The organism is Alteromonas sp. I10 (assembly GCF_003201515.1).
GTDB classification, from domain to species: Bacteria; Pseudomonadota; Gammaproteobacteria; order Enterobacterales; family Alteromonadaceae; genus Alteromonas; species Alteromonas macleodii.
Map to the genome: position 1 here is coordinate 131,134 of NZ_QJJN01000010.1, position 21,194 is coordinate 152,327.

Genomic DNA, 21,194 nt, shown 5'->3' on the forward strand with positions numbered 1-21,194 from the left:
AAACCTAGTGGCAGTTGTTATGCCCCGGGAGGCTGGCTGTGACTAGGGCGCTGCTCTTCCATGGTGGTTAAAATTCTATGGTAGCTGTCGAAGCGTTCTGCGCTAATTTTTCCTTCTTCTACAGCTTCTCTTAGTAAGCACCCCGGATCATTTAAGTGCTTGCAGTCTCTGAATTTGCAGCCGCCCAAATAATCTCTGAACTCAATAAAGCCCCATGTAATACGTTCGGTAGGAATGTGCCACAAGCCAAATTCACGTACTCCTGGGGAATCAATCAAATCACCGCCGGCTGGCAAGTGAAGCAATTTGGCCGCCGTCGTTGTATGTTGACCTAGTCCCGAGTTATCTGAAATATCGCCGGTTAATTCATCGGCGTCTGGCAGAACTTGGTTTATAAGGCTCGATTTACCTACGCCGGACTGCCCTACGAAAACGCTGATGTTATCGTTAAGGTATTCATTGAGTTTGCTAATGCCTTCACCGGTTTTGCAACTGGTGAAAAGCACTTCGTAGCCTAAGTTTTCGTACGTCTTAAGTTGCTCTGTAACGGTTGTGCGTTCCTCTTCACTGAGCAATTCTACTTTATTAAGGACAATCAGCGGCGTAATACCAATGTCTTCACAGGCAACGAGGTAACGGTCGATAATATTTAGCGAAAGGGTAGGTAATATAGCGCTAACCACAATAATGCGGTCAATATTCGCGGCGATGGGCTTAATACCGTCGTAATAATCTGGGCGAGTCAGGACAGAGTGCCTGTCTTTTACAATTTCAATAACCCCACTTACACCTGACTCAGCGTCATCCCCTTTACTGAAAAACACCTTGTCACCACACACTACAGAGTCTACCGTGCGGCGAATGTGGCAGCGAGATACTGCGCCGTTTGCGTCTTCAACGTCGGCGTGTTTACCAAAGCGACCAATCACAGTACCGCTTTCTAGCGTGCTTTCATCAAGGTTCGCCGCGCCCTTTGACGCGTGCTTTTCACGCAAGCGCTTGCTTCTATTTGCTGCAACTTGTCGTTTCTGTCGTTGTGTAAGTTTTGGTTTTTTCGCCACGATTCTTTTCTAGTTTCACGTATACTATGTCAATAATACCGTTTGTAGGGCATGGTTGCCATGTCTGTAGCGCAAAGAGGAAAGTAATGAGTAAACACGACAGTAACCTTGTTTGGATAGACATGGAAATGACAGGGTTAGATCCTGAAACCTGTGTAGTAATGGAAATCGCGACCATTGTTACCGACGCACAGCTGAATATATTGGCGGAAGGCCCTGTAATAGCGGTACATCAAAGTGATGACGTGTTAAACAATATGGACGAGTGGTGTACACGAGTTCACGGTGAAAGTGGATTAACTGCACGTTGCCGAGAAAGTAAAATAAGCGTTGAAGAAGCATCAGCGCAAACTATTGCCTTTTTAGAGCAATGGGTAGATGCAGGCAAGTCACCGCTATGTGGAAACACCATAGGGCAAGACAGACGCTTCATGGTTAAGTACATGCCCGAGCTTGAAGCTTACTTCCATTATAGAAATATTGATGTAAGTACAATAAAAGAACTAACGCGCCGCTGGAAGCCTGAAATTTTAGACGGTTTCGAAAAGAAAGGCGTACACCTAGCGCTTGATGATATTCGCGAGTCTATTGAAGAAATGCGCTATTATCGTGAGAAAGTGTTTACGATTTAGGCATTCAAACATTGAGGTGCAAAAAAAGTAGAATTAAAGGTTGCGTTACCCCAAAATTTTTGTAAAATGCGCACCACTTCAAACGAAGTACCTCTTTTGTTGCGGGAATAGCTCAGTTGGTAGAGCACGACCTTGCCAAGGTCGGGGTCGCGAGTTCGAATCTCGTTTCCCGCTCCAAATTTTAATCTAGGTCTCTAGATTGCCTATAAGATGCACAGCATCGACTCTATGCGGGAATAGCTCAGTTGGTAGAGCACGACCTTGCCAAGGTCGGGGTCGCGAGTTCGAATCTCGTTTCCCGCTCCAAATTTTCAAACATCACGAAAATCTAAACATTAGCAGATGTATTGATGCGACCCCTTAAAGGGCCCGCGACCGAGTGTCGGCCAGTTGGCAAATCTGTTTCCCGCTCCAAATTTTCATACCTTATTTTTTATATTTGATAATCAACGTTAATTTCTACGTTACAGTTATCTGAACTTTCTGTTTGTTTAATGCTCAATTGCTACGTGCTTATATGGACGGATGCATTAATGATAGAGCCAAGGATTGATAGATATGAATTTAAGAGGCGCTGTTTTACTCAAATAAGCCTGCCAAGCGCCACTACTTTTCGTGCACTCCTACTTTCACTTGGTATCAATGGGGGATTGTTACTTGTGTTCGCATTCACCACAGATAAAAAACCTGTCAGTCAGCCACATTTCAACCCACTTTTGATAAAAGCAGTATTAGTACAACCTACGGCTGCACTGCGAAAGGCTCAAAGCAAGCCAAAATTAGCGTTTGAGACAAATTCCGGTATAGCACATAGCGTTGACATTGATGACGTAAAGCAGGATGAGATCGCTGCGAGTGCTTCCAATGAGACAAGTGAATCTGAAGAACCACAAACACCTTTGGTAAAAGAACCTTCAGCACAACTTAATACAGAAAAAAAAGATGTCAGGCTGAGTATTAGGGAAGCGACACAAGATTATATCAATCGCTTGAACGGACAGCGTTTGCAGGACATCGCCGATCAATCGTCTTCCAACACAACTCGTTCAAACGCAGTAAAAAATACCAAACTTTCTAAACGCTACAATACTGAAGACGAAGAGCTTCGTGAAAGCATTGAAATTGTAGTGGACTGCAATACGGTAAAAGGAAAAGTATTCAGCCTTCTAAGTAAAAATAAGGGGGTAACGATTGAGGATCGTGACTTTCCTTCTCTGTCAGACTCTATCGCTGTACAAGGAACAGTTAAGTGTAGGGATAATAGTCGCTTTAATGATTATATTAATCGACGAATAAATAAATGACGACAAATCTCTAAGCTTTCCTTTTCCACAATACCCTGCACTGATTCTGGGTATAAATTCGATTTCCTACGCACCAAAGTCGTGCGGCTTTGATATGGTTATATGTATATATGCATAACGTTATGATATTTAAGTTAAAAGTATTTATTTCATAAGTTCTCATAAAGTGCGACCGCCCCAATGTGTAACGTGCTGTGGGATTATTTGCACTTTAAATGAATAAATATCCTGTTTTGCTCTGGCTTTTGGCGTTTTTTATATTAGAATGCGCGCAAATTCCGGCACGTATTCTGCTGAGTCTTAGGCTCTAGGCCCTTTTAGTGGATAGCAAACAAAAATAATAAGAAGCTACCTAGAACGAGCCGGTACGCATATTTACCTAATTCACGCTAGAAACGCTTAATCAGAAGGACTCTGTTTTTCCTATGGAACGGGCTAGTGATTTTTAGTAATGCCCATTTTAAGAGAGAGAACATGCATAGTAAGAGTGCTCCTTTCCATATTTCCGCTGTAGCAGGCGCCGTGTTAGCCGCTTGCTCAAGCCCAAGCGTATATGCCCAAGCGGTTACAGTAGACGAAAAACAAATTGAAAAAGTAGAAGTAACCGCAACGCGCAGAAGCGGCACCCTACAAGAAGTGCCTATTAATATCTCAGCGCTAACCTCTGACGTTTTAGACCAACAGAATATTGAAGATCTTGACGGAGTAGCGCGTTGGGTACCTGGTCTTACGGTGACAGATCAAGGTGGACGAAACGACTCTCCAATTATCGTACGTGGTTTGAATACTAATTCATCAGGCCCAGGTTCAAATGGGGGCACGGTAGCCACTTATTTTGGTGATATCCCTCTTTTCCTGAATATGCGTCTTGTTGACGTAGATCGCGTTGAAGTTCTTATTGGCCCACAGGGTACGCTTTACGGGGCTGGAACTTTAGGCGGTGCTATTCGTTACCTTCCAAAGAAAGTCGATTTAGAGTTTATGTCTGGGGAAGTAACGGGTGACGTGTTCAGTATTAGCGAGAGCGACTCACTAGGCGGAGAAAGCAGTATTGTCTTCAACGCACCTATTATTGATGGTGAATTAGCGGTACGCGCGTCATTGAACTATTTCAATAACCCAGGCTTCCTTGACTACAACTATGTGGTAAAAGAGGGCGGTGTGTCACTGCCAGACCCAGACTGGTCTAATCAAGAAGAGGTGAATAGCAACCTACGTCGTGTTGAAGATGCTAACGGTGAAGATACGCTAACAGGCCGTATTGCAGTACGCTGGGCGCCGAACGACTGGTTTGACAGCACATTGACTTACTTTTACCAAAAGCAGGACGTTGAAGGTCGCTCTATCACACATTACGACGCGCTTTCGGACGAAAATCCTTTAAGCGATGTTATCGGCAAGTACGAGTCAGCCTATCGCTACGAAGAGCCGCGTGAAAAAGAAGACGAGCTATTAAGCTTAGAAGTAAGTGCTGACCTGGGCTTTGCAGAATTAGTATCTGCAACCGGTCTATCTAACTTTGACGCGAACGGCCAACGTGACCAAACTGATCTTTTAATTCGTTTAGACTACAGCTATGAAGAATTTCCAGCATTCTCGGCTTACACGGAAGAAGTGGAAGAACGGGAAGTGTTCACGCAAGAACTGCGCTTAGTTTCTCAAACCAGTGGGCCTTTATCATGGATCATTGGCGGCTTTTATTACGACTTAGACAGTGAAGGCAGCAGTAAAGAATTTACACCTAACTTCGATGTTTATGCCATTGACGTGTGGGGTGTAGACGGTAACTATCGTCCAGATGCACTTGAATACTTCTCAGTTGACGAAAGCGAGGTTACTGAAAAAGCATTATTCGGAGAACTTACTTACGAACTAACAAGCGACTGGGACGTTACCTTAGGTTTGCGCGCGTACCAATATGATGTCTATTCGCGTTCGGCTGTAGATTTACCGCTGTATAACTCTGTATTTGAAGGCAGAGCGTCTGATTCTATCGTACTAGATTATGGTGAGACAGAAGCTGACGATAGCGGCACGTTATTCAAATTTAACACTAGCTATCAGTTTACGAACAGCACAATGGGTTATTTGACCATCAGTGAAGGCTTCAGAATTGGTGGCGCGAATAGCGTTGGAGCTTGCCCAGATAACGTCGATGATCTGAATAACCAAATTGTTTGCGCTACTCCCGAAGAACAGCTCTTTGAGGCTGACACCACCACTAACTACGAGTTAGGCGTTAAAACCAGTTTCTTTAGAAACAAACTTCAGCTTAATACGGCGCTATTCTATGTTGACTGGCAAGACCCTCAGGTATCAGGTGCTACCATTAATGGCCAGCAGCCGATTATCGTTAATGCTGAAGGTGCGGAGTCGAAGGGGGCCGAATTCTCGGTTCGCGGCATTATTGGCGACAATATCACGACTTATGCAACGTATGCCTACACACAGGCAGAGTTAACTGCAGACGCACCATTCTTATTTGGTGTGTTCGATGAGCAAGGCACTGAGCTTCAAGACTTTTACGATGGTAAAGATGGTGACCGTTTACCGGGAACTGCAGAGCATCAGTTCTCATTCGGTATCACATACAGCCAAGAAGTATTTGACGATAAAATGTTGAATGTGAACTACGGTATCACTGCGCAAAGCGATGTGTATACCACGGTTGGTCTTCGTCAAGATGGTGAAGCGCTACCTGGCTATGCAGTAAGTAATTTGAACGCGACAATTTCAGATGAAGATTGGTCGGTAACCCTATACATCGATAACTTATTCGATAAGTATGCGTTTACTTCAACTCGTCGTAACGTAGGCGATATTGGTTTAGGTCAGTTTAACGACACCCTAGAGCCAAATGGCATCGAGTTGCAGCGAAACTATGGCCATTATGTGCTAACACCGCGTACTGTGGGATTGATGTTTAAGTATCAATTCGGCATGTAGTATAGTTATCGATATACGATACAATAAAAAGGCGCTTACGCTTAACGTGTAAGCGCCTTTTTCGTATTAAAACGGTTTTAAAAAAAGCTAAAAATGAATACAAGTCACACTCGCTTAGACGACGCCGTAAGGTTTTTATCACAACGTGATTATCAGCAAGCGCACCGCTGTTGTGTAGAAGTGATTCAACAATTCGGACCGCACGCTCACGCCTATTTTTTACTTGGCATTATTCATATTGAAATCGGACAGATAGAAAAGGCAATCGCCTTGTTAACGAAGTCTAACGAGATCGAAAACCGTCCTATTACCTTTGCCTATCTAGCCAAGTGCTTTGCGTTAAAAGGCGATATGCAGCAAGCGCTAGACTGTGTGGCTCGTTCGCCAGTAAAGAGCCTTACCCGTGCTCTCGACTTAGATACGGTTGGCGTTTCATTATCGAGAGTAGGCCTACATGAGGATGCTATCGCCTATTTTGAAAAGGCCCTTGCTTTGGCGCCATCAAATCCGCAATACCACTATAACTATGCAGTCAGCTGCAAGTTTGCGGGAAAATTTGAGCTAGCCAGAAAGCATTTTGAACAAGCCATCGATAGCGAGCCTAATTTCTTTCAGGCGCATTTTGCCCTGTCTGATCTCGGCGGCATTTCGCGTGAAAATAATCATTTAGCGCGACTTGAGCCCTTAGTTGAAAAAGTAAAGGCAAACCCCGATGCACGACTTCACATAGGGCATGCTCTCGCAAAAGAGTATGAAGCACTAGGTGACTACACCGGTGCTTTTGAATCCCTGCAACACGCGAAAGCGCCCCAGAAGGCACGTAGCGAAAATGCGCTCAAAGATTATCAGGCAATATTTAATACTCTTCATGCCAATTTGCAATCACAGGTTAGCTCGGACGCTTTTTCCACTAATGTTTCTCAAAGCGACGCCCCCATTTTTGTAGTGGGCATGCCGCGCAGCGGCACAACACTGGTTGAGCGTATTTTAAGTCATCATTCGTTAGTTGCCTCTGGAGGAGAGCTACAAGACTTTGGCGTTGCCGTTAAGCAGGTAACCCAAACTAGCAGCCAACTGGTGCTTGATACGCCTACCATTGAAAGTGCGTATAAAAGTGACTTAGCCAAAGTTGGAGAGCTTTATCTTCAGCGTACGGCTTTCTTGCGACAAGATGCAAAGCACTTAGTCGACAAACTGCCATTCAATTTTTTCTATATCGACCTAATTCGACAGGCACTACCTAATGCAAAAATTGTTTGTTTGCTGCGTAACCCAATGGATACCTGCGTAGGTAACTTCAGACAGTTGTTTTCTATCCACAGCCCTTACTACGCTTACGCCTACGACATCGATGCGATTGGACAGCTTTATCAAAGCTTCGAACAGTGGGTGAGAAAATTTGCTGACACTTATCCACATGCAATTCGGCTGCAATCATACGAGCAACTTGCTCAGCATCCGGATACCGAAGTAAAAGAGCTATTGGCATTCTGTAACTTGCCTTGGGAAGAGCAGTGCCTACAGGTCGAAAACAACAAGCTTCCCGTATCAACAGCAAGTAAGGTTCAGGTAAGAGAACCAATAAATACTCGCTCAATAGGTCGCTGGAAACGCTACGAGTTGCAAACCGAAGCTTTGCAGAAGTCATTAGGTATTATTTAACTGAAAAAATACAGATTCGTTTGCAACCTTTAAACGTAACGATTATGTTAACGCTACACTTACTGGTCTAACCAGATTGCGCAAGAGACGGTGTATCAACACCGCTCTCCTGCGTTCGCACTTTTTATAAAATCAGCGTGAACAACTATGTCAAAGAATTACGTACTAAATACATATAACAAATTTATGAAGCTGCCCTTTGGCAAGAAGCTATTTAGCTGGTACTCAGCGCGCAGGGCACCTTATTTTTCTACCGTTTCGCCACTTATCTCAGACATTAAACCAAACTACTGTGAAGTGCTTATTAGTAAACGTAAAGCGGTAGAAAATCACATTGGAACGGTTCACGTTATTGCTATTTGCAATGGTCTGGAAATGGCCATGGGGTTTATGTGTGAAGCATCCATACCTAAAAACCTCAGGTGGATCCCAAAAGGTATGGAAGTAAAGTATCCGGCGAAAGCAGACTCAGATATTCGTTGTGTAGCAGAAGTGCCAGCTGACGCATGGAAGCCAGGTGATTTACCTATTTCTGTTAAGGCGTATAACGCTGAAGGCACCGTGGTCGTCGACGGAACCATTACGGTTTGGGTAAGCGAAAAACGCTGATATCCCACTTATAATAAAAGGCCGCGCTTGCGGCCTTTTTTATGCTCTTTTAAAACATTCAATATTAAGTTTTTACTACAGCTACTTTTCTGTTTGACAGAAAATAAAAATCCAACTAAGAATAACCTTGAAAGCGATTAAGGCGCTATATCAGTAGTCTATTTCATTCAACAGTTGGTGTTGCAATTTTGTCTGTGTTTACAACGCAGGTATTAGCGGTGGAAGAGGTTAAGATGTCTGTAATCACAAAAGAGCAAGTCGCAAGAAAACCCTTTATAGATAAGAAAAATTACCCGTACGGCTTTGCCCGTTCAGGTGATTTTTCAATTAATGAAAGTAAGCTTCTTCAGGCTCATGGTAGTTTGTTCGCTGCACTGGTGGACGGGAAAATTACGCCAGAGAATGATGAAGAACAAGCCTATTTGGAATCGGCTCTTGGTCATCGTGACCCTGCAACACCGCAAGAGAAAGCGTGGTTGAAATACCAAGCCAGAATAAACCGTCCAAAAACAGCAAGTATTTATGGCTCTAAGCGTGCTGCTGAACAAGATGTTGACGATGACGACGATATGAGCGATAACAGTGATCTTGATATCGATCTCGATGATTAAGCTTATGCCGTTATGCATCTTAAACGTGTAAAGGCGCCTCTCTTAAAGCAATCATGATTATTGTTTGCACTGTTAAAACTGTGTAAATAAATATCCTATTTTCTGTCAAAATTACACTTAAGTCGAAATATTTATCCTAATTATTGCGAATATTGGGATATATATCTCACTTTTACGCAATTTGGTGTTTTATCTTCCTATTACCTTAGATATAGTCGGGGCATCGTCAACGTACGCTGACAAACCCCCCAACCCATTACAGGAGAAAGCACTGTGAAAATGATGTCGGGCGCAGCCATGGTGGTTGAAGCGCTAAAAGATGTAGGAGTGACACACGTGTTCGGTTACCCAGGTGGTGCCGTATTAGACATTTATGATGCGTTATTTGCGCAAGATGATGTCAAACACGTCCTCGTACGTCATGAACAGGCAGCCGCCCACATGGCGGATGGTTATGCACGTTCAACTGGCAAAACCGGCACAGTGCTCGTCACATCAGGTCCAGGCGCTACGAATACTATTACAGGTATTGCTACTGCATATATGGACTCTATTCCGATGGTTATTTTATCGGGACAGGTGCCGTCGAAGCATATTGGTGAAGACGCATTCCAAGAAACTGACATGGTGGGGTGCTCACGCCCTATCGTTAAGCACAGCTTTTTGGTAAAGCGCGCGGTTGATATCCCAGAAGCGATTGCTAAAGCTTATTATATTGCCAACACAGGTCGTCCTGGCCCGGTGGTAGTAGATTTGCCAAAAGATATTGTGAACGTAGCAGAAGAACACCCGTACGTGTTCCCAACTGACGTGACCATGCGTTCTTACAACCCAACTGAAAAAGGCCATCCTAAACAGGTCAAAAAGGCAGTTGAGTCGCTACTTAAAGCAGAACGTCCCGTACTGTATGTAGGTGGTGGAGCTGTAGCTTGCGATGCGTCTGCAAAGGTTATTGAGTTAGCCGAGAAGCTTAATGCACCGGTAACTTGTACGCTAATGGGTCTTGGTGCTATGCCGGGTACACACAAGCAATTTATCGGCATGCTAGGTATGCACGGTACGCTTGAAGCGAACAAGACCATGCATAATGCCGATTGCATCATTGCACTAGGTGCACGTTTTGATGACCGTGTTACCAACAACGTTGATAAGTTCTGCCCACATGCGGATATTATTCACGTTGATATTGACCCAGCATCGATTTCTAAAACCGTAAATGCGCATATTCCTGTGGTAGGTTCGGTAGATAAAGTACTTGATCAAATCTTAAGTCAGGTAAATAAGAAAGACTTATCAGGTCAAAGCGAAAAGCTGGCCGATTGGTGGCAACAAATTGAAACCTGGCGCGCTCGTCAGTGCTTAAACTACGCACAGGGCGAAGAGGTAATTAAGCCTCAGCGCGTTATCGAAGCCTTGTACAAACACACAGACGGTAAAGCCTACGTAAGTTCTGATGTAGGTCAGCACCAAATGTTTGCTGCGCTTTATTACCCTTATGATAAACCGCGTCAGTGGATCAACTCAGGTGGTCTTGGCACCATGGGCTTTGGTTTACCGGCTGCAATGGGTGTGCAGTTTGCGCACCCAGGTTCAACCTCTGTGGTAGTAACGGGTGACGGCAGTATTCAAATGAATATTCAAGAGCTATCTACTTGTTTGCAGTACAACCTGCCTATAAAGATTATCTCATTGAATAACCGTGCTCTTGGAATGGTTCGTCAGTGGCAGGATATGATTTATAAAGGACGTCACTCACACTCTTACATGGATTCAATGCCTGACTTTGTGAAGTTGGCAGAAGCTTACGGGCATGTGGGCATTAAAGTAGACAAGCTTGACGAGCTAGACGCAGCAATGGAGAAATGTTTCAGTTACACAGATCGCTTAGTGTTTATGGACATAGCAGTAGACCAAAACGAACACGTATATCCAATGCAAATTAAGTTTGGCGCAATGGATGACATGCGCTTAAGCAAGACGGAGCGAACCTGATGAAACGTATTATCTCTGTATTAATGGAAAACGCCCCTGGCGCACTATCTCGTATCGTTGGTGTATTCTCACAACGTGGTTACAACGTCGACTCGCTGTGTGTGGCACCAACCGACGACGCGAGCCTTTCGCGTCTAACGATTATCACGCACGGCGACGACAAAGTCATAGAGCAAATTACCAAGCAAGTGAATAAGCTTATTGATGTGCTCAAAGTAGTAGACTTGACTGAAGGCGCGCACATTGAACGCGAACTTATGCTGATTAAAGTCGCGACTCGCACTGAGTCGGTACGTGCTGAAGTGAAGCGGAACTCTGATATCTTCCGTGCGCGTATTGTAGATGTGAACGTAAACAACTACACCATTGAAATTACGGGCACCACAGATAAGCTAGATGCATTTGCCACGACTATGGGGCAGTGTGCTGAAATTATCGAATCATCGCGCACCGGTGTGTGTGGGCTTGCTCGAGGTGATAGGGCGCTTCGTCCTTAAGTTTTTTCTGAGTTTTCGCGCAAAGCGTTTTTTCGAAAGGCTGTCATTAGACAGCCTTTTTTCATTCTAGGGAATTACTCTAAGTATCGCGCCCATAATAGGCTTCTACGCGCAGGGCTACGCCGTATGAGGTTTTAAAATCCTCTTCACGTAGCCATAAAACGAAAGGCTCTACCTCAAAGAATAGCCAATCGCGCAGCATGTTGTTACGCCACCTAAACCCGCCGTAGACTTCTTCTACGCGAAAGTTGGGTTGGCTAAGCCCTTCCACCATAAAGTGAGGAATAACGGCGTTATGTTGATCTACCGAAAACAAATGGTGGACCTCGTGACGCCATAGCCAGTCGTTGGTATCGTCGCGGTAGTAGTAGCGATTATTTTGTCGAACCAGGTGCTTTTTATTGATTTCGTATTGAAAAGCGACGCCCACCTCCGCACCCAAACGGTCACGGGTGTAATAGTAAAGTTCGGCGTCGTATAGCATGGCCCATTGTTTAGAAAAGGCAAAAGCATCTCTGTATCGGGTCATCGCATAGAGTTGGTCGCGGCGACCAGCGCCAATTCTAAATGAGTAGTGAGAGTCTTGCTCAGGACGAAAGCGAAGCGCGATGGTCGTTCGATCGCGGTTGTTATTGCCGGTATCCCTCGCAGCTCGTATTGTGTTGTTCTGTGTCTCGTCTTCGTTATCACTTAATAGTAAATCAACGCGTTCTTTTAAAGCCGGTAGGCGAACTCTTACCCTGAAGCGCAAATCCGTATCCGAGAGCATGCCACTTCTTGGCTCCCAGGCAAGTTGAACACGACCTTCGGCTCTGGCTTCCTTCTGTCCTGAAGCACCTATTTCATCTGAACTTTCAAACAAACCATCAAGCTGTTTTACGGTGAAGTCCATGGTGTCGGTGAAGCTACGCTGCCAAATATCAAACCATTGCTCATTAGGTATTGAAGGAGGCAAGGAGTGTGTACTTTCTTGTGTCGAAGTAGCGCTGTTAGTAAGCGTATTTTCTGGTCGAGCAATATCCCGATAGGTTATACCTACACTGGTCGCATTTACGGGGGAGTTCAACGTGTCAGCAGCTGAGTCAGGTGCAACAGGTAAAGCGAGCAATAAATGGCAATAGACCACAGTAAGGCATAGCATTGCTCACTAACTCCTTGTAAAAATTAGCATAGTTGAATGTTTCGACCATTCGCATTGGGGATATACAGAGCATGGATTGTCCCAACCAAAACGTCAATCTTTATTCATTGAAGTAAATATTCAGGTGAAAGCATCAGCAGGCAATGGCATACTGTGCTAATCGATGTAAGGGAGATTATTTTTATGGGTGGTATTAGTATTTGGCAGTTGCTGATCATACTGGTTATTGTGGTGCTTTTATTTGGTACGAAGCGCCTTAAAGGTATAGGTACTGATTTAGGCGGCGCAATCAAAGGCTTCAAAAAAGCAGTCAGCGAAGAAGAGAAAGACGCAGACTTCGAACAAAAGAAGCAAGTTGAAGAAAAGTCAGCAGCAGAGCCTGTTTCAACTAAGACGCAGAGCGACGTTAAAGAAAAATCCTAATGTTCGATATCGGCTTTTGGGAGCTATTGGTTATCGGTGTACTGGCACTGCTTATTTTAGGGCCAGAAAGACTGCCGGGTGCCATGCGCTCAACTATAAATACAATTCGTAGCGTGCGTAATGTAGCAACGGGCTTTAAGCAAGAAGTTGAGCATCAGTTGCGTGTGCACGAATTGCATGAAAATTTGAAAAAAGCAGAGCAGCAAGGGCTTAAAGATCTTTCACCTGAACTTGAACAAAGCGTCGATGAGCTAAAAAAAGCTGCAGAGTCGGTTCAAGAACCTTATAAAAAGCAATAGATGTCTGACGCTAATAACCTTATTTCTCATTTAATTGAATTGCGTAGCCGTATTCTCAAAGCCCTTTTGAGCGTACTTATCGTCTTCATTTGTCTTGCGGCGTTTGCGCAAGACCTTTATAAGCTATTGGCGATGCCATTGCTTGAAGCCTTACCTGAAAATGCGAGCATGATTGCAACCGACGTTGCATCACCTTTCTTTGCTCCGTTTAAACTTACACTGGTGTTATCGTTTTTTATTGCTATTCCCTATGTGCTCTATCAAGTATGGGGGTTTGTGGCTCCGGGTTTGTACAGAAATGAAAAGCGCCTGGTAGCGCCTTTACTACTTTCCAGTACGCTGCTGTTTTACGCAGGTATGGCGTTTGCCTACTTTGTGGTATTTCCAATAGCGTTCGCGTTTTTTACAAGCGTAGCACCTGAAGGTGTAACGGTAAGTACAGATATATCCAGTTATTTGAACTTCGTCTTGAAACTGTTCTTTGCATTTGGGGTCTCATTCGAGATACCGATAGCCATTATCTTAATGTGCTGGACTGGAGTAACCGACGCTAAATCGCTCAGAGCCAAGCGCCCTTATGTGGTTGTTGGCGCGTTCGTGGTTGGCATGTTGCTAACACCACCCGATGTTATCTCTCAGACATTATTAGCTATTCCAATGTGGTTGCTGTTTGAAGTAGGGGTTATTGTTGGAGGCTTTTACGCCGGTAAAACGCCAAAAGATGATGCATCCACTCAAACAACGGATAACACATAGAAGTTAAAAAAAGAAAGGAATAAAAATGAAAACTCGACTGATATCTCTTGCCACATTATTGTGTGCTTTTGGGGCGTTCAACGCTCACGCTGAAACTGTAGCCGATGCTATGGAAAAATGCCGTAACACAGACAATAGCTTAAAGCGCTTAATCTGTTACGACAATATTGCGAAATCACTGAATCAGTACGACGGCGCAAGCGCACAAGTTAGCCAATTACAGGCGTATCGATCTGAAGCCGCCACTCAACCAAGACCTCAAGTCGAAGCGAGCAGGCAGCCTGTTGTGAATAGACCGGCTGAAGCTTCAGAGCCGAAAAATGACTTTGGTTTAGAGCATAGACGTGATTTATCAGCCGAGGCTTCAGAAGTTTCATTGACTATTGCGTCATTTAAAGATTCCCTTCGAGGTAAAAAGATTATTACCTTTAGCGATGGCTCGGTATGGCAGCAGAGCGATAGTGCTTATTTGAAGATTGAAGAAGGTCAGCAAGTATCCATTGAAAGAGGTCTCTTAGGTTCTTTTTATCTAAGCGTAGAAGGCGTTAACAAGCGTATGAAAGTAAAACGCGTAAAATAAATGCCTTGGTTTGATGCTGGCGTCAACTTGCTTGATAAGCGATTTGACGCCGATGAAGTTATACAACGAGCACAAGATGCAGGGGTAGAAAAACTCTGCATTATCACCACGCATCCCAGTGAATGGGACGCCGCAGTAGCGCTATATAATAAGTATCCAACCCAATGCTGTTACACTATCGGTGTCCATCCTCACAATGCGAAAGATGTCACACCAAGTGATTACAAGCGGTTACGCGAACTTGCACAACAGAAAGGGTGTGTTGCAATTGGTGAATGCGGTTTAGACTTTAATCGCAACTTCTCACCACAGCCCGTTCAGTTGGCAGTGTTCGAAGCCCAGTTAGACATTGCGGCTGCATTAGACTTACCCGTGTATTTACATGAAAGGGATGCGTTTGACGAACAAGTCGCGTTATTAACCGAGTATATGCCTCGTATAAAAGGTGGTATTGCCCACTGTTTTACTGGGAATGCAGAGCAGGTTCAGCACTACCTTGCGCTGGGGCTTTATATTGGTATTACTGGCTGGGTATGTGATGAGAAGCGAGGCGAAGCACTACGCGAAGCCGTGAAGTCTATACCTTTAAACCGTCTTATTCTTGAAACTGATGCGCCTTATCTGTTTCCCAAAACCCTTCGACCGAGAAAACGTAATAACGAACCTGCTTTTCTACCCCATATCGCTAAACAATTAGGCGAATATCTGCAAGTTGAGACTGATAAATTACGTATTAGCAGTTATGCTAATAGCTGTGAGTTGTTTTCTCTCAGCTAAACATAGGTTTATATGCAGACAAATCTGAAAGCGATGCGCAAGTATGATGCGGGTCTTATTCTTATCACCCTAGTGGCCGTCGTTGCATTTGTGTCTGTGTTGTTTAGTTTGTCTCCTAACACCAGTGCAACACCACGATTCTCGCAGCTTACTTATCTCAATGTAGATAATGGCAATGCGCTCGATTTTACTACCATTACTCAAACGCCGCTTACCGACTGGACACCAATATCTTCACCCATTAACTTGGGTATGAACACAAACGTACATTGGTTTTCAATGGTCATTGCGCCAACGCAAAGCAATGAAAGTCGATTTCTATTGCACATCGACTATCCCCTTTTAGATAGTTTAGATGTTGCGATTTACAGCCAAATAGGCAGCACGCCTATTGCTACTTATTCAGGTGGCGATGGTCTGCACTTTGACAACCGGCCTGTTTCTCATGTGAAGCCACTATTCCCCCTACCAGTAAGCGCTCAGTCGCAGCGGGTGATTATTCGAGTACAAACCTCTGGCAGCGTCCGCCTTCCTATCCGTATATGGGAAGAAACAGAGTTTATTGCCTATACATCAAGCCGTAACCTGGCATTGGGGATATTTTTTGGCATCTTGGTAGCAATGGGCGTGAGTAACGCATTTTTAACGGTAACGACAAGTAACGTGTCGTTCCTTTATTACTCTGGCTATGTAATGAGTTTGGCGCTTATATTGGCGACGTTACACGGCTACGGCTTCTCCTATATGTGGCCGGGAAGCACATGGTTTCAAGGTAAAGCAATTCTTGTGTTTGCTAACGCGACTATTATGTTTGCGGCGATGTTTACGCGAAGCCTACTACCTATTAGAGCCCACAGCGTAAAGCTAGATAAAATCACACAGGCAATCAGTTGGGTGTGCGGGTTAAGTATAATCCTCGGCCTTATCTTGCCTTACTCGTTCATGATAAAGGCGTTCCTGTTACTGCTTAGCCTCATCGTTATTTTTACTCTTGGGTTAGGTATTTGGCTAACGCTCAAAGGGGTGGTCGTAGCACGTTATTTTACCATTGCTTGGGGTTTTCTATTAATTAGTGGGCTAAGTGCGAGCCTTGATAACGTTAATATTATTCAATTGCCTATTTCGTCAAATAACCTGCTGATCATTGGTGGCGCGGTTGAAACGCTCATCTTGGCACTTATCCTAGCGATTAATTATAGCCACAGTCGCGATGATCTCATTGAGGCGCAGCAGTTCGCGCTAGAGCAGGAAAAACAGGCAAATACGGCCAAAGAGAATTTACTTGAAGTGCAAAAGCGTTATCAAGATGACCTGGAGTATAAAGTACAAGAACGCACGTTAGAGCTAGAAATTACGTTACGCGAATTGTCTGAAGTAAACCAAGAACTGGAAAGGTTAAATGCAATAGATCCGCTCACGGGAGCGCACAACCGTCGACATTTCGATAAGCGTCTGCGTTCTGAAGGGCGACGCAGTAGACGTGAGCAAACACCATTATCTCTCATCATTGTTGACGTGGATCACTTTAAGCAAATTAATGATCAACACGGACATGATGGTGGTGACGCGTGCTTAATTCACGTCACCAATGTCTTTCAGAAGCACATCCATCGCCCTACAGATGACTTGTGTCGCATAGGTGGTGAAGAGTTTGCCATTATATTGCCTAATACCGATCTTGAAGGCGCTTTTCACGTTGCCGAAAATATGCGAGATAGCCTTGCGTCGACCCCACTTGATTACGAAGGGGAAACCATTAAGCTAACTGCAAGCGCGGGCGTTTCTACAACCATTATTATTGATGAAGAGCACGCGCAAAATCTTTTCAAGTTCGCCGACGAATGCCTTTACGAAGCCAAGGCTGCGGGCCGCAATACAGTAATACATAAACATTTACAGGAAAAACTATGACATCTTCACCTTTCCCTCAAAGAAGAATGCGCAGACTACGCGCCAAAGATGCTTTAAGAGGGCTTGTGGCAGAGCACCGTTTAACCACTGACGATCTCATTTACCCTGTTTTTGTACTACCCGGTGAGAACGCACGAGAAGCCGTACCTTCTATGCCTGGTGTGGAAAGACTTTCTATCGATTTGCTAGTGCAAGAAACGGCGAAATGGGTAGAGCTGGGCATTAGAACGATTGCGCTTTTCCCTGTGACACCTATGTCTCTTAAAACCGAGTGTGCAAGTGAAGCGTTCAATCCTGAAGGGCTTGCTCAGCAAGCTATGAGAGCGCTTAAAAAGGCGTTTCCTGAAGTAATGCTGATGTCTGATATCGCATTAGATCCATTTACGTCTCATGGTCAAGATGGCCTCTTAGACGAAACTGGTTATGTGATGAACGACGAAACAGTCGAGGTGCTCATTAAGCAAGCGTTATCGCATGCTGAAGCTGGCGCTGATATTGTTGCGCCTTCTGACATGATGGATGGGCGCATTGGCAGTATCCGAAAAGCACTTGAAGAAGCAGGTCACATCAATACGTGTATTATGGCTTATTCTGCTAAGTACGCGTCTGCGTACTACGGTCCATTTCGTGATGCCGTCGGCTCCGCTGCAAATATAAAGGGCGGCAACAAGAAAACCTATCAAATGGATCCTGCCAACACCGATGAAGCACTCCACGAAATTGCGCTTGATATAGAAGAGGGCGCTGACATGGTAATGGTGAAGCCAGGTATGCCGTATTTAGATGTTGTGCGTCGTTGTAAAGATGAATTTAAAGTACCGACATTCGCCTATCAAGTAAGTGGCGAGTACGCTATGCATCAAGCTGCTTTTGCTAATGGTTGGCTAAATGAAGACGCGGTGATCCTAGAATCGTTATTAGCGTTTAAGCGCGCTGGCGCCGACGGGATTCTGACTTATTTCGCTCCGCAAGCTGCTGCGCTTTTAGCGAAGCAAAACGACAAGTAATACCAACAACCAAAGGTTCGACAATAAAAAAGCCGTGCAATGCACGGCTTTTTTTATGTTTCTTTTCTATTTATCGCAATACATTTAACGCATCCTATCTGTTTGTAAGTGGTTACTTACAAACGAGCTCGCAGCCAGCTTTATGCTGAAGCCAGCATTCATTTGCTAGCTCTGCGTTGATCAAAGGATGCGATTTCAACCAGCCTTCAGGGAAAGTAAGTGTCCACTTACTTTCTTCGCACTGCAAAGTTACCTCTGGTATATGTTTATTCTGACGACGCAGACATAACACCACTGCGATACGTAAAATTCGCAATAAGCCTTTTAGCATTGGACGGTAGTCTTCGTGGTACTTTTCAAATACGTCTGGCTTTATGTTTAACCTATGCTGAGCAACTAAATCGCGGATGGCGGCGCGCTGAAGGCGCGTGAAGCCGGGCAAATCAATGTGACTTAATATGTATTCACCATGCTCATGATGGCGCTTATATTCAATGTGAAGACCTATTTCATGAAGCTGTGCGGCTGCACCTAAAATGGTTTCGGTATCTAAATGACAAATGTTCTGTTGTGCGCAAAGTTGATGGCATAAAGTAAGCGCTACGTGACTAACCGAGTTCGCGTGACTGGCATCTACATGATAACGATGTTTTGCCTGATTAAGGGTCTGCTGGCGACGATCATTTTCGGTAACGTTATCTAACATTCCGTAGATAAGTCCTTCTCGAAGCGCACCACCAGAAATATTCATGTGCTTGATATTTAGCGCTTCAAATAAGCTGATGAGGATCGCTAAACCAGACGGGAAAATAGCTTTTCTGTTATCTTCCAATCCGTCGATATCAAGGGTTTTAATGCTGCCGCATTCAATACATTGCTTTTCTAAATGATACAAATAGTCTAAGCGGATAGCATCACTAATGCCCTGTGCTACAAGAATCTCAGTAATGGCTTGCGGCGTGCCAGATGCACCTAAACAATTCTCCCAATCAAAACACAAAAACGCGCTAGACACATCGGCAATAAGCGCGTGTGCGGCTTGTTTGGCATTGTCGAAATTGTCTTCGGTGATAGTGCCGCCGGTGAAATAGCGTTCCATAAACGTTACACAGCCCATATCCAAACTCTTAAGATGGATAGGCTGCATGTCGTTGCCGATAATGATTTCTGTGCTGGCGCCGCCAATATCTATGACTAAGCTATTGCCTTGGTTGGCGGATGTGTAGGCTACGCCAAGATAAATTTGTCGCGCTTCTTCTTCACCGCTAATCACTTCAAGTTTGTGATTGAGAATCTCTTCTGCCTTGCGAATGAATACATGCGCATTGGTTGCCAGTCGCAATGTGGCGGTCGCTACAATTTTAATATTAGAAGGGGGGATATCCTGCAGGCGTTCCGAGAATACTTGCAGGCATTGCCAGCCGCGTTCCATGCTTACGTCATCAAGTGCTAGCTCATCATCTAAACCTGCTGCTAGGCGCACTTTCTGTTTAATTTTCCCTATTATTTGCACACTGCCATTAACAACGTGAACAATCACCATGTGAAAGCTGTTAGAGCCTAAATCTACGGCGGCGTAATACTCGCCGTAGGTTTGTGCGTCGTGCTGGAGTTCTGCCTGCATAAAACCTCGATTCTTATTGAGTACCTTTACGCCTCACTGTTGCGCTCTGTTGTTTCGGTTTTGAGGCTTTCCACGGCCTCTTCCGTTTCCACGACGTGAAGAATTGCGGTTGTTAGGCGTACGTCTTCTACGTGGTTTTGGAGGCGTTACATCATCAAGTAGAGCACTGCGGTCGTAATCGGTAACCGGTATTGCCTTTTGAATGTATTGCTCAATAGCAGGTAAGTTTAGTGCGTATTTTTCGCACGCGAAACTAATTGCAACACCACTTTGTCCTGCACGGCCAGTACGACCAATACGGTGTACATAGTCTTCGGCGTCGTCAGGTAAGTCGTAGTTGAATACGTGCGTTACCGCGTCGATATGAAGACCGCGCGCTGCAACGTCGGTTGCGACTAAAATATCAAGATTGCCTTTGGTGAAATCTTCTAAGATCCCAAGGCGTTTCTTCTGTGGTACATCGCCGCTAAGCAAGCCAACGCGATGGCCATCTGCGGTAAGCCAGTCGGTAACTTTCTCACAACTATTTTTAGTGTTGGCAAAAACAATTGCCTTTTCTGGCCATTCTTCTTCAAGCAGCGTAAGAAGAAGCAGCATCTTGTCGTCATCAGACGGATAAAATAGCTCTTGAGAAACGCGAGTTGCAGTTGTTTGTTCTGGCGCTACCTGTACGTGGGTAGGGTTGTTCATGTGCTCGTAAGCAAGCTCTTGCACGCGGTAGCTAAGTGTAGCTGAAAATAGCATGCTCAAACGTTCGCTTGCCGGTGGCATGCGGCGGAATAAAAAGCGGATATCTTTTATAAAGCCTAAATCGAACATGCGGTCGGCTTCATCAAGTACGGCAACCTGAATATTCTTCAGTGTGAACACATTCTGTTTGTAGTAATCCAGTATGCGTCCTGTCGTACCAATTATAATATCTACCCCTTCTTCCAAAGTTTCACGTTGACTTTGGTAACCTTCGCCCCCATAAATCAAACCAAGCGACAATCCAGTATGCTCACTAAGCAGTTTGGCGTCGTTATAAATTTGAACGGCGAGCTCTCTGGTCGGCGCCATAATAATTGCGCGAGGGCCATTTGATTTGCTGTTATCTGCATTTTCTGCTTTGCTTAGCAAATAGTGAAATGTAGCTACCAAAAAGGCAATGGTTTTACCGGTTCCGGTTTGAGCCTGACCTGCAATGTCGTGACCTTCCAATAAAGGAGGCAGTGCAAGTGCTTGAATTGGTGTACAATGTGAAAAATTAGCTGCCGCCAAGGCGTCAACAACCTTGCCGTTAATCGGCAGGTCAGAAAAGTGAGTATCAGTTAAGTGAGTAGGCATAGCTTATAGCTTATCAGTGCTTGCATTAAAAAACAG

General features: G+C 44.6%; 19 protein-coding genes and 2 tRNA genes. 17 read left to right on the plus strand and 4 right to left on the minus strand.

Annotation, left to right across the window (positions count from 1 at the left end; genetic code table 11):
• Positions 1-17: 17 nt before the first annotated feature.
• Positions 18-1,061 (minus strand): small ribosomal subunit biogenesis GTPase RsgA, encoded by a 1,044-nt coding sequence (gene rsgA / locus BZA03_RS17440; RefSeq protein WP_014975509.1) that lies wholly within the window; start codon positions 1,059-1,061, stop codon positions 18-20.
• Positions 1,062-1,147: 86 nt separating this feature from the next.
• Between rsgA and orn the strand changes: the two genes are divergently transcribed.
• The 10 genes from orn to ilvN all read left to right on the plus strand — a co-directional run bounded on the left by orn (position 1,148) and on the right by ilvN (position 11,314).
• Positions 1,148-1,693 carry an oligoribonuclease gene (gene orn / locus BZA03_RS17445; RefSeq protein WP_014948078.1) on the plus strand — a complete coding sequence of 182 codons (546 nt, stop codon included), beginning with the start codon at positions 1,148-1,150 and terminating at the stop codon, positions 1,691-1,693.
• Positions 1,694-1,794: 101 nt separating this feature from the next.
• Positions 1,795-1,870 (plus strand) — tRNA-Gly (locus tag BZA03_RS17450).
• 53 nt (positions 1,871-1,923) lie between these two features.
• A tRNA-Gly gene (locus BZA03_RS17455) sits at positions 1,924-1,999 on the plus strand.
• 227 nt (positions 2,000-2,226) lie between these two features.
• Positions 2,227-2,997, plus strand: a complete 771-nt coding sequence (locus tag BZA03_RS17460) for a hypothetical protein (protein ID WP_258364664.1) — start codon at positions 2,227-2,229, stop codon at positions 2,995-2,997.
• 474 nt (positions 2,998-3,471) lie between these two features.
• A complete protein-coding gene (locus BZA03_RS17465; RefSeq protein WP_110289440.1) occupies positions 3,472-5,943 on the plus strand; it encodes a TonB-dependent receptor in 2,472 nt (823 codons plus the stop codon).
• 93 nt (positions 5,944-6,036) lie between these two features.
• Entirely contained in the window at positions 6,037-7,605 is a 1,569-nt protein-coding gene (locus BZA03_RS17470) for a sulfotransferase (protein ID WP_110289441.1), read from the plus strand.
• A gap of 147 nt (positions 7,606-7,752) precedes the next feature.
• On the plus strand, positions 7,753-8,214 hold the full coding sequence (locus BZA03_RS17475) for a hotdog fold domain-containing protein (protein ID WP_014975511.1): 462 nt from the start codon (positions 7,753-7,755) through the stop codon (positions 8,212-8,214).
• A 233-nt stretch (positions 8,215-8,447) separates the two neighbouring features.
• The gene (gene maoP / locus BZA03_RS17480) at positions 8,448-8,825 is read left to right on the plus strand and encodes a DUF413 domain-containing protein (protein WP_039225146.1); all 378 of its coding nucleotides are present in this window, start codon (positions 8,448-8,450) and stop codon (positions 8,823-8,825) included.
• A gap of 273 nt (positions 8,826-9,098) precedes the next feature.
• Complete coding sequence (locus tag BZA03_RS17485) at positions 9,099-10,817, plus strand: acetolactate synthase 3 large subunit (protein ID WP_014975512.1); 1,719 nt, start codon at positions 9,099-9,101, stop codon at positions 10,815-10,817.
• The gene (gene ilvN, locus BZA03_RS17490; RefSeq protein WP_014948084.1) at positions 10,817-11,314 is read left to right on the plus strand and encodes an acetolactate synthase small subunit; all 498 of its coding nucleotides are present in this window, start codon (positions 10,817-10,819) and stop codon (positions 11,312-11,314) included. Before BZA03_RS17485 ends, ilvN begins: the two co-directional genes overlap by 1 nt.
• A gap of 79 nt (positions 11,315-11,393) precedes the next feature.
• On the opposite strand, the gene BZA03_RS17495 is transcribed toward ilvN, so the two are convergent.
• Complete coding sequence (locus BZA03_RS17495; protein WP_075177736.1) at positions 11,394-12,455, minus strand: hypothetical protein; 1,062 nt, start codon at positions 12,453-12,455, stop codon at positions 11,394-11,396.
• A gap of 177 nt (positions 12,456-12,632) precedes the next feature.
• Here BZA03_RS17495 and tatA point away from each other — a divergent pair, with 177 nt between their 5' ends.
• Genes tatA through hemB form a run of 7 tightly spaced genes read left to right on the plus strand, consistent with a single transcriptional unit; the run spans position 12,633 to position 18,208 of the window.
• Positions 12,633-12,878: a Sec-independent protein translocase subunit TatA gene (gene tatA / locus BZA03_RS17500; protein WP_230598753.1), complete on the plus strand. Its 246-nt coding sequence runs from the start codon at positions 12,633-12,635 to the stop codon at positions 12,876-12,878.
• Complete coding sequence (tatB, locus tag BZA03_RS17505; RefSeq protein ID WP_014948087.1) at positions 12,878-13,177, plus strand: Sec-independent protein translocase protein TatB; 300 nt, start codon at positions 12,878-12,880, stop codon at positions 13,175-13,177. Before tatA ends, tatB begins: the two co-directional genes overlap by 1 nt.
• Positions 13,178-13,933, plus strand: a complete 756-nt coding sequence (tatC, locus tag BZA03_RS17510) for a twin-arginine translocase subunit TatC (protein WP_014978169.1) — start codon at positions 13,178-13,180, stop codon at positions 13,931-13,933.
• Between the two features lie 25 nt (positions 13,934-13,958).
• Complete coding sequence (locus tag BZA03_RS17515) at positions 13,959-14,513, plus strand: hypothetical protein (RefSeq protein WP_110289442.1); 555 nt, start codon at positions 13,959-13,961, stop codon at positions 14,511-14,513.
• A complete protein-coding gene (locus BZA03_RS17520) occupies positions 14,514-15,290 on the plus strand; it encodes a TatD family hydrolase (RefSeq protein WP_039231022.1) in 777 nt (258 codons plus the stop codon).
• Between the two features lie 12 nt (positions 15,291-15,302).
• Positions 15,303-17,201 (plus strand): diguanylate cyclase, encoded by a 1,899-nt coding sequence (locus tag BZA03_RS17525; protein ID WP_101563388.1) that lies wholly within the window; start codon positions 15,303-15,305, stop codon positions 17,199-17,201.
• A complete protein-coding gene (gene hemB, locus BZA03_RS17530) occupies positions 17,198-18,208 on the plus strand; it encodes a porphobilinogen synthase (protein WP_039225046.1) in 1,011 nt (336 codons plus the stop codon). The genes BZA03_RS17525 and hemB overlap by 4 nt, the downstream gene beginning before the upstream one ends.
• A 112-nt stretch (positions 18,209-18,320) precedes the next feature.
• Here hemB and BZA03_RS17535 read toward each other — a convergent pair whose 3' ends face one another.
• Positions 18,321-19,832, minus strand: a complete 1,512-nt coding sequence (locus tag BZA03_RS17535) for a hypothetical protein (RefSeq protein WP_014948093.1) — start codon at positions 19,830-19,832, stop codon at positions 18,321-18,323.
• A 33-nt stretch (positions 19,833-19,865) separates the two neighbouring features.
• A complete protein-coding gene (gene rhlB, locus BZA03_RS17540; protein ID WP_014975523.1) occupies positions 19,866-21,158 on the minus strand; it encodes an ATP-dependent RNA helicase RhlB in 1,293 nt (430 codons plus the stop codon).
• Positions 21,159-21,194: the final 36 nt, after the last annotated feature.

Coding starts and splice junctions, on each gene's coding strand:
- orn (WP_014948078.1), top strand. CDS start 1,148: ATGAGTAAACACGACAGTAACCTTGTTTGGATAGACATGGAAATGACA.
- BZA03_RS17460 (WP_258364664.1), top strand. CDS start 2,227: ATGATAGAGCCAAGGATTGATAGATATGAATTTAAGAGGCGCTGTTTT.
- BZA03_RS17465 (WP_110289440.1), top strand. CDS start 3,472: ATGCATAGTAAGAGTGCTCCTTTCCATATTTCCGCTGTAGCAGGCGCC.
- BZA03_RS17470 (WP_110289441.1), top strand. CDS start 6,037: ATGAATACAAGTCACACTCGCTTAGACGACGCCGTAAGGTTTTTATCA.
- BZA03_RS17475 (WP_014975511.1), top strand. CDS start 7,753: ATGTCAAAGAATTACGTACTAAATACATATAACAAATTTATGAAGCTG.
- maoP (WP_039225146.1), top strand. CDS start 8,448: ATGTCTGTAATCACAAAAGAGCAAGTCGCAAGAAAACCCTTTATAGAT.
- ilvN (WP_014948084.1), top strand. CDS start 10,817: ATGAAACGTATTATCTCTGTATTAATGGAAAACGCCCCTGGCGCACTA.
- BZA03_RS17495 (WP_075177736.1), bottom strand. CDS start 12,455: ATGCTATGCCTTACTGTGGTCTATTGCCATTTATTGCTCGCTTTACCT.
- tatB (WP_014948087.1), top strand. CDS start 12,878: ATGTTCGATATCGGCTTTTGGGAGCTATTGGTTATCGGTGTACTGGCA.
- tatC (WP_014978169.1), top strand. CDS start 13,178: ATGTCTGACGCTAATAACCTTATTTCTCATTTAATTGAATTGCGTAGC.
- BZA03_RS17515 (WP_110289442.1), top strand. CDS start 13,959: ATGAAAACTCGACTGATATCTCTTGCCACATTATTGTGTGCTTTTGGG.
- BZA03_RS17520 (WP_039231022.1), top strand. CDS start 14,514: ATGCCTTGGTTTGATGCTGGCGTCAACTTGCTTGATAAGCGATTTGAC.
- BZA03_RS17525 (WP_101563388.1), top strand. CDS start 15,303: ATGCAGACAAATCTGAAAGCGATGCGCAAGTATGATGCGGGTCTTATT.
- hemB (WP_039225046.1), top strand. CDS start 17,198: ATGACATCTTCACCTTTCCCTCAAAGAAGAATGCGCAGACTACGCGCC.
- BZA03_RS17535 (WP_014948093.1), bottom strand. CDS start 19,832: ATGCAGGCAGAACTCCAGCACGACGCACAAACCTACGGCGAGTATTAC.
- rhlB (WP_014975523.1), bottom strand. CDS start 21,158: ATGCCTACTCACTTAACTGATACTCACTTTTCTGACCTGCCGATTAAC.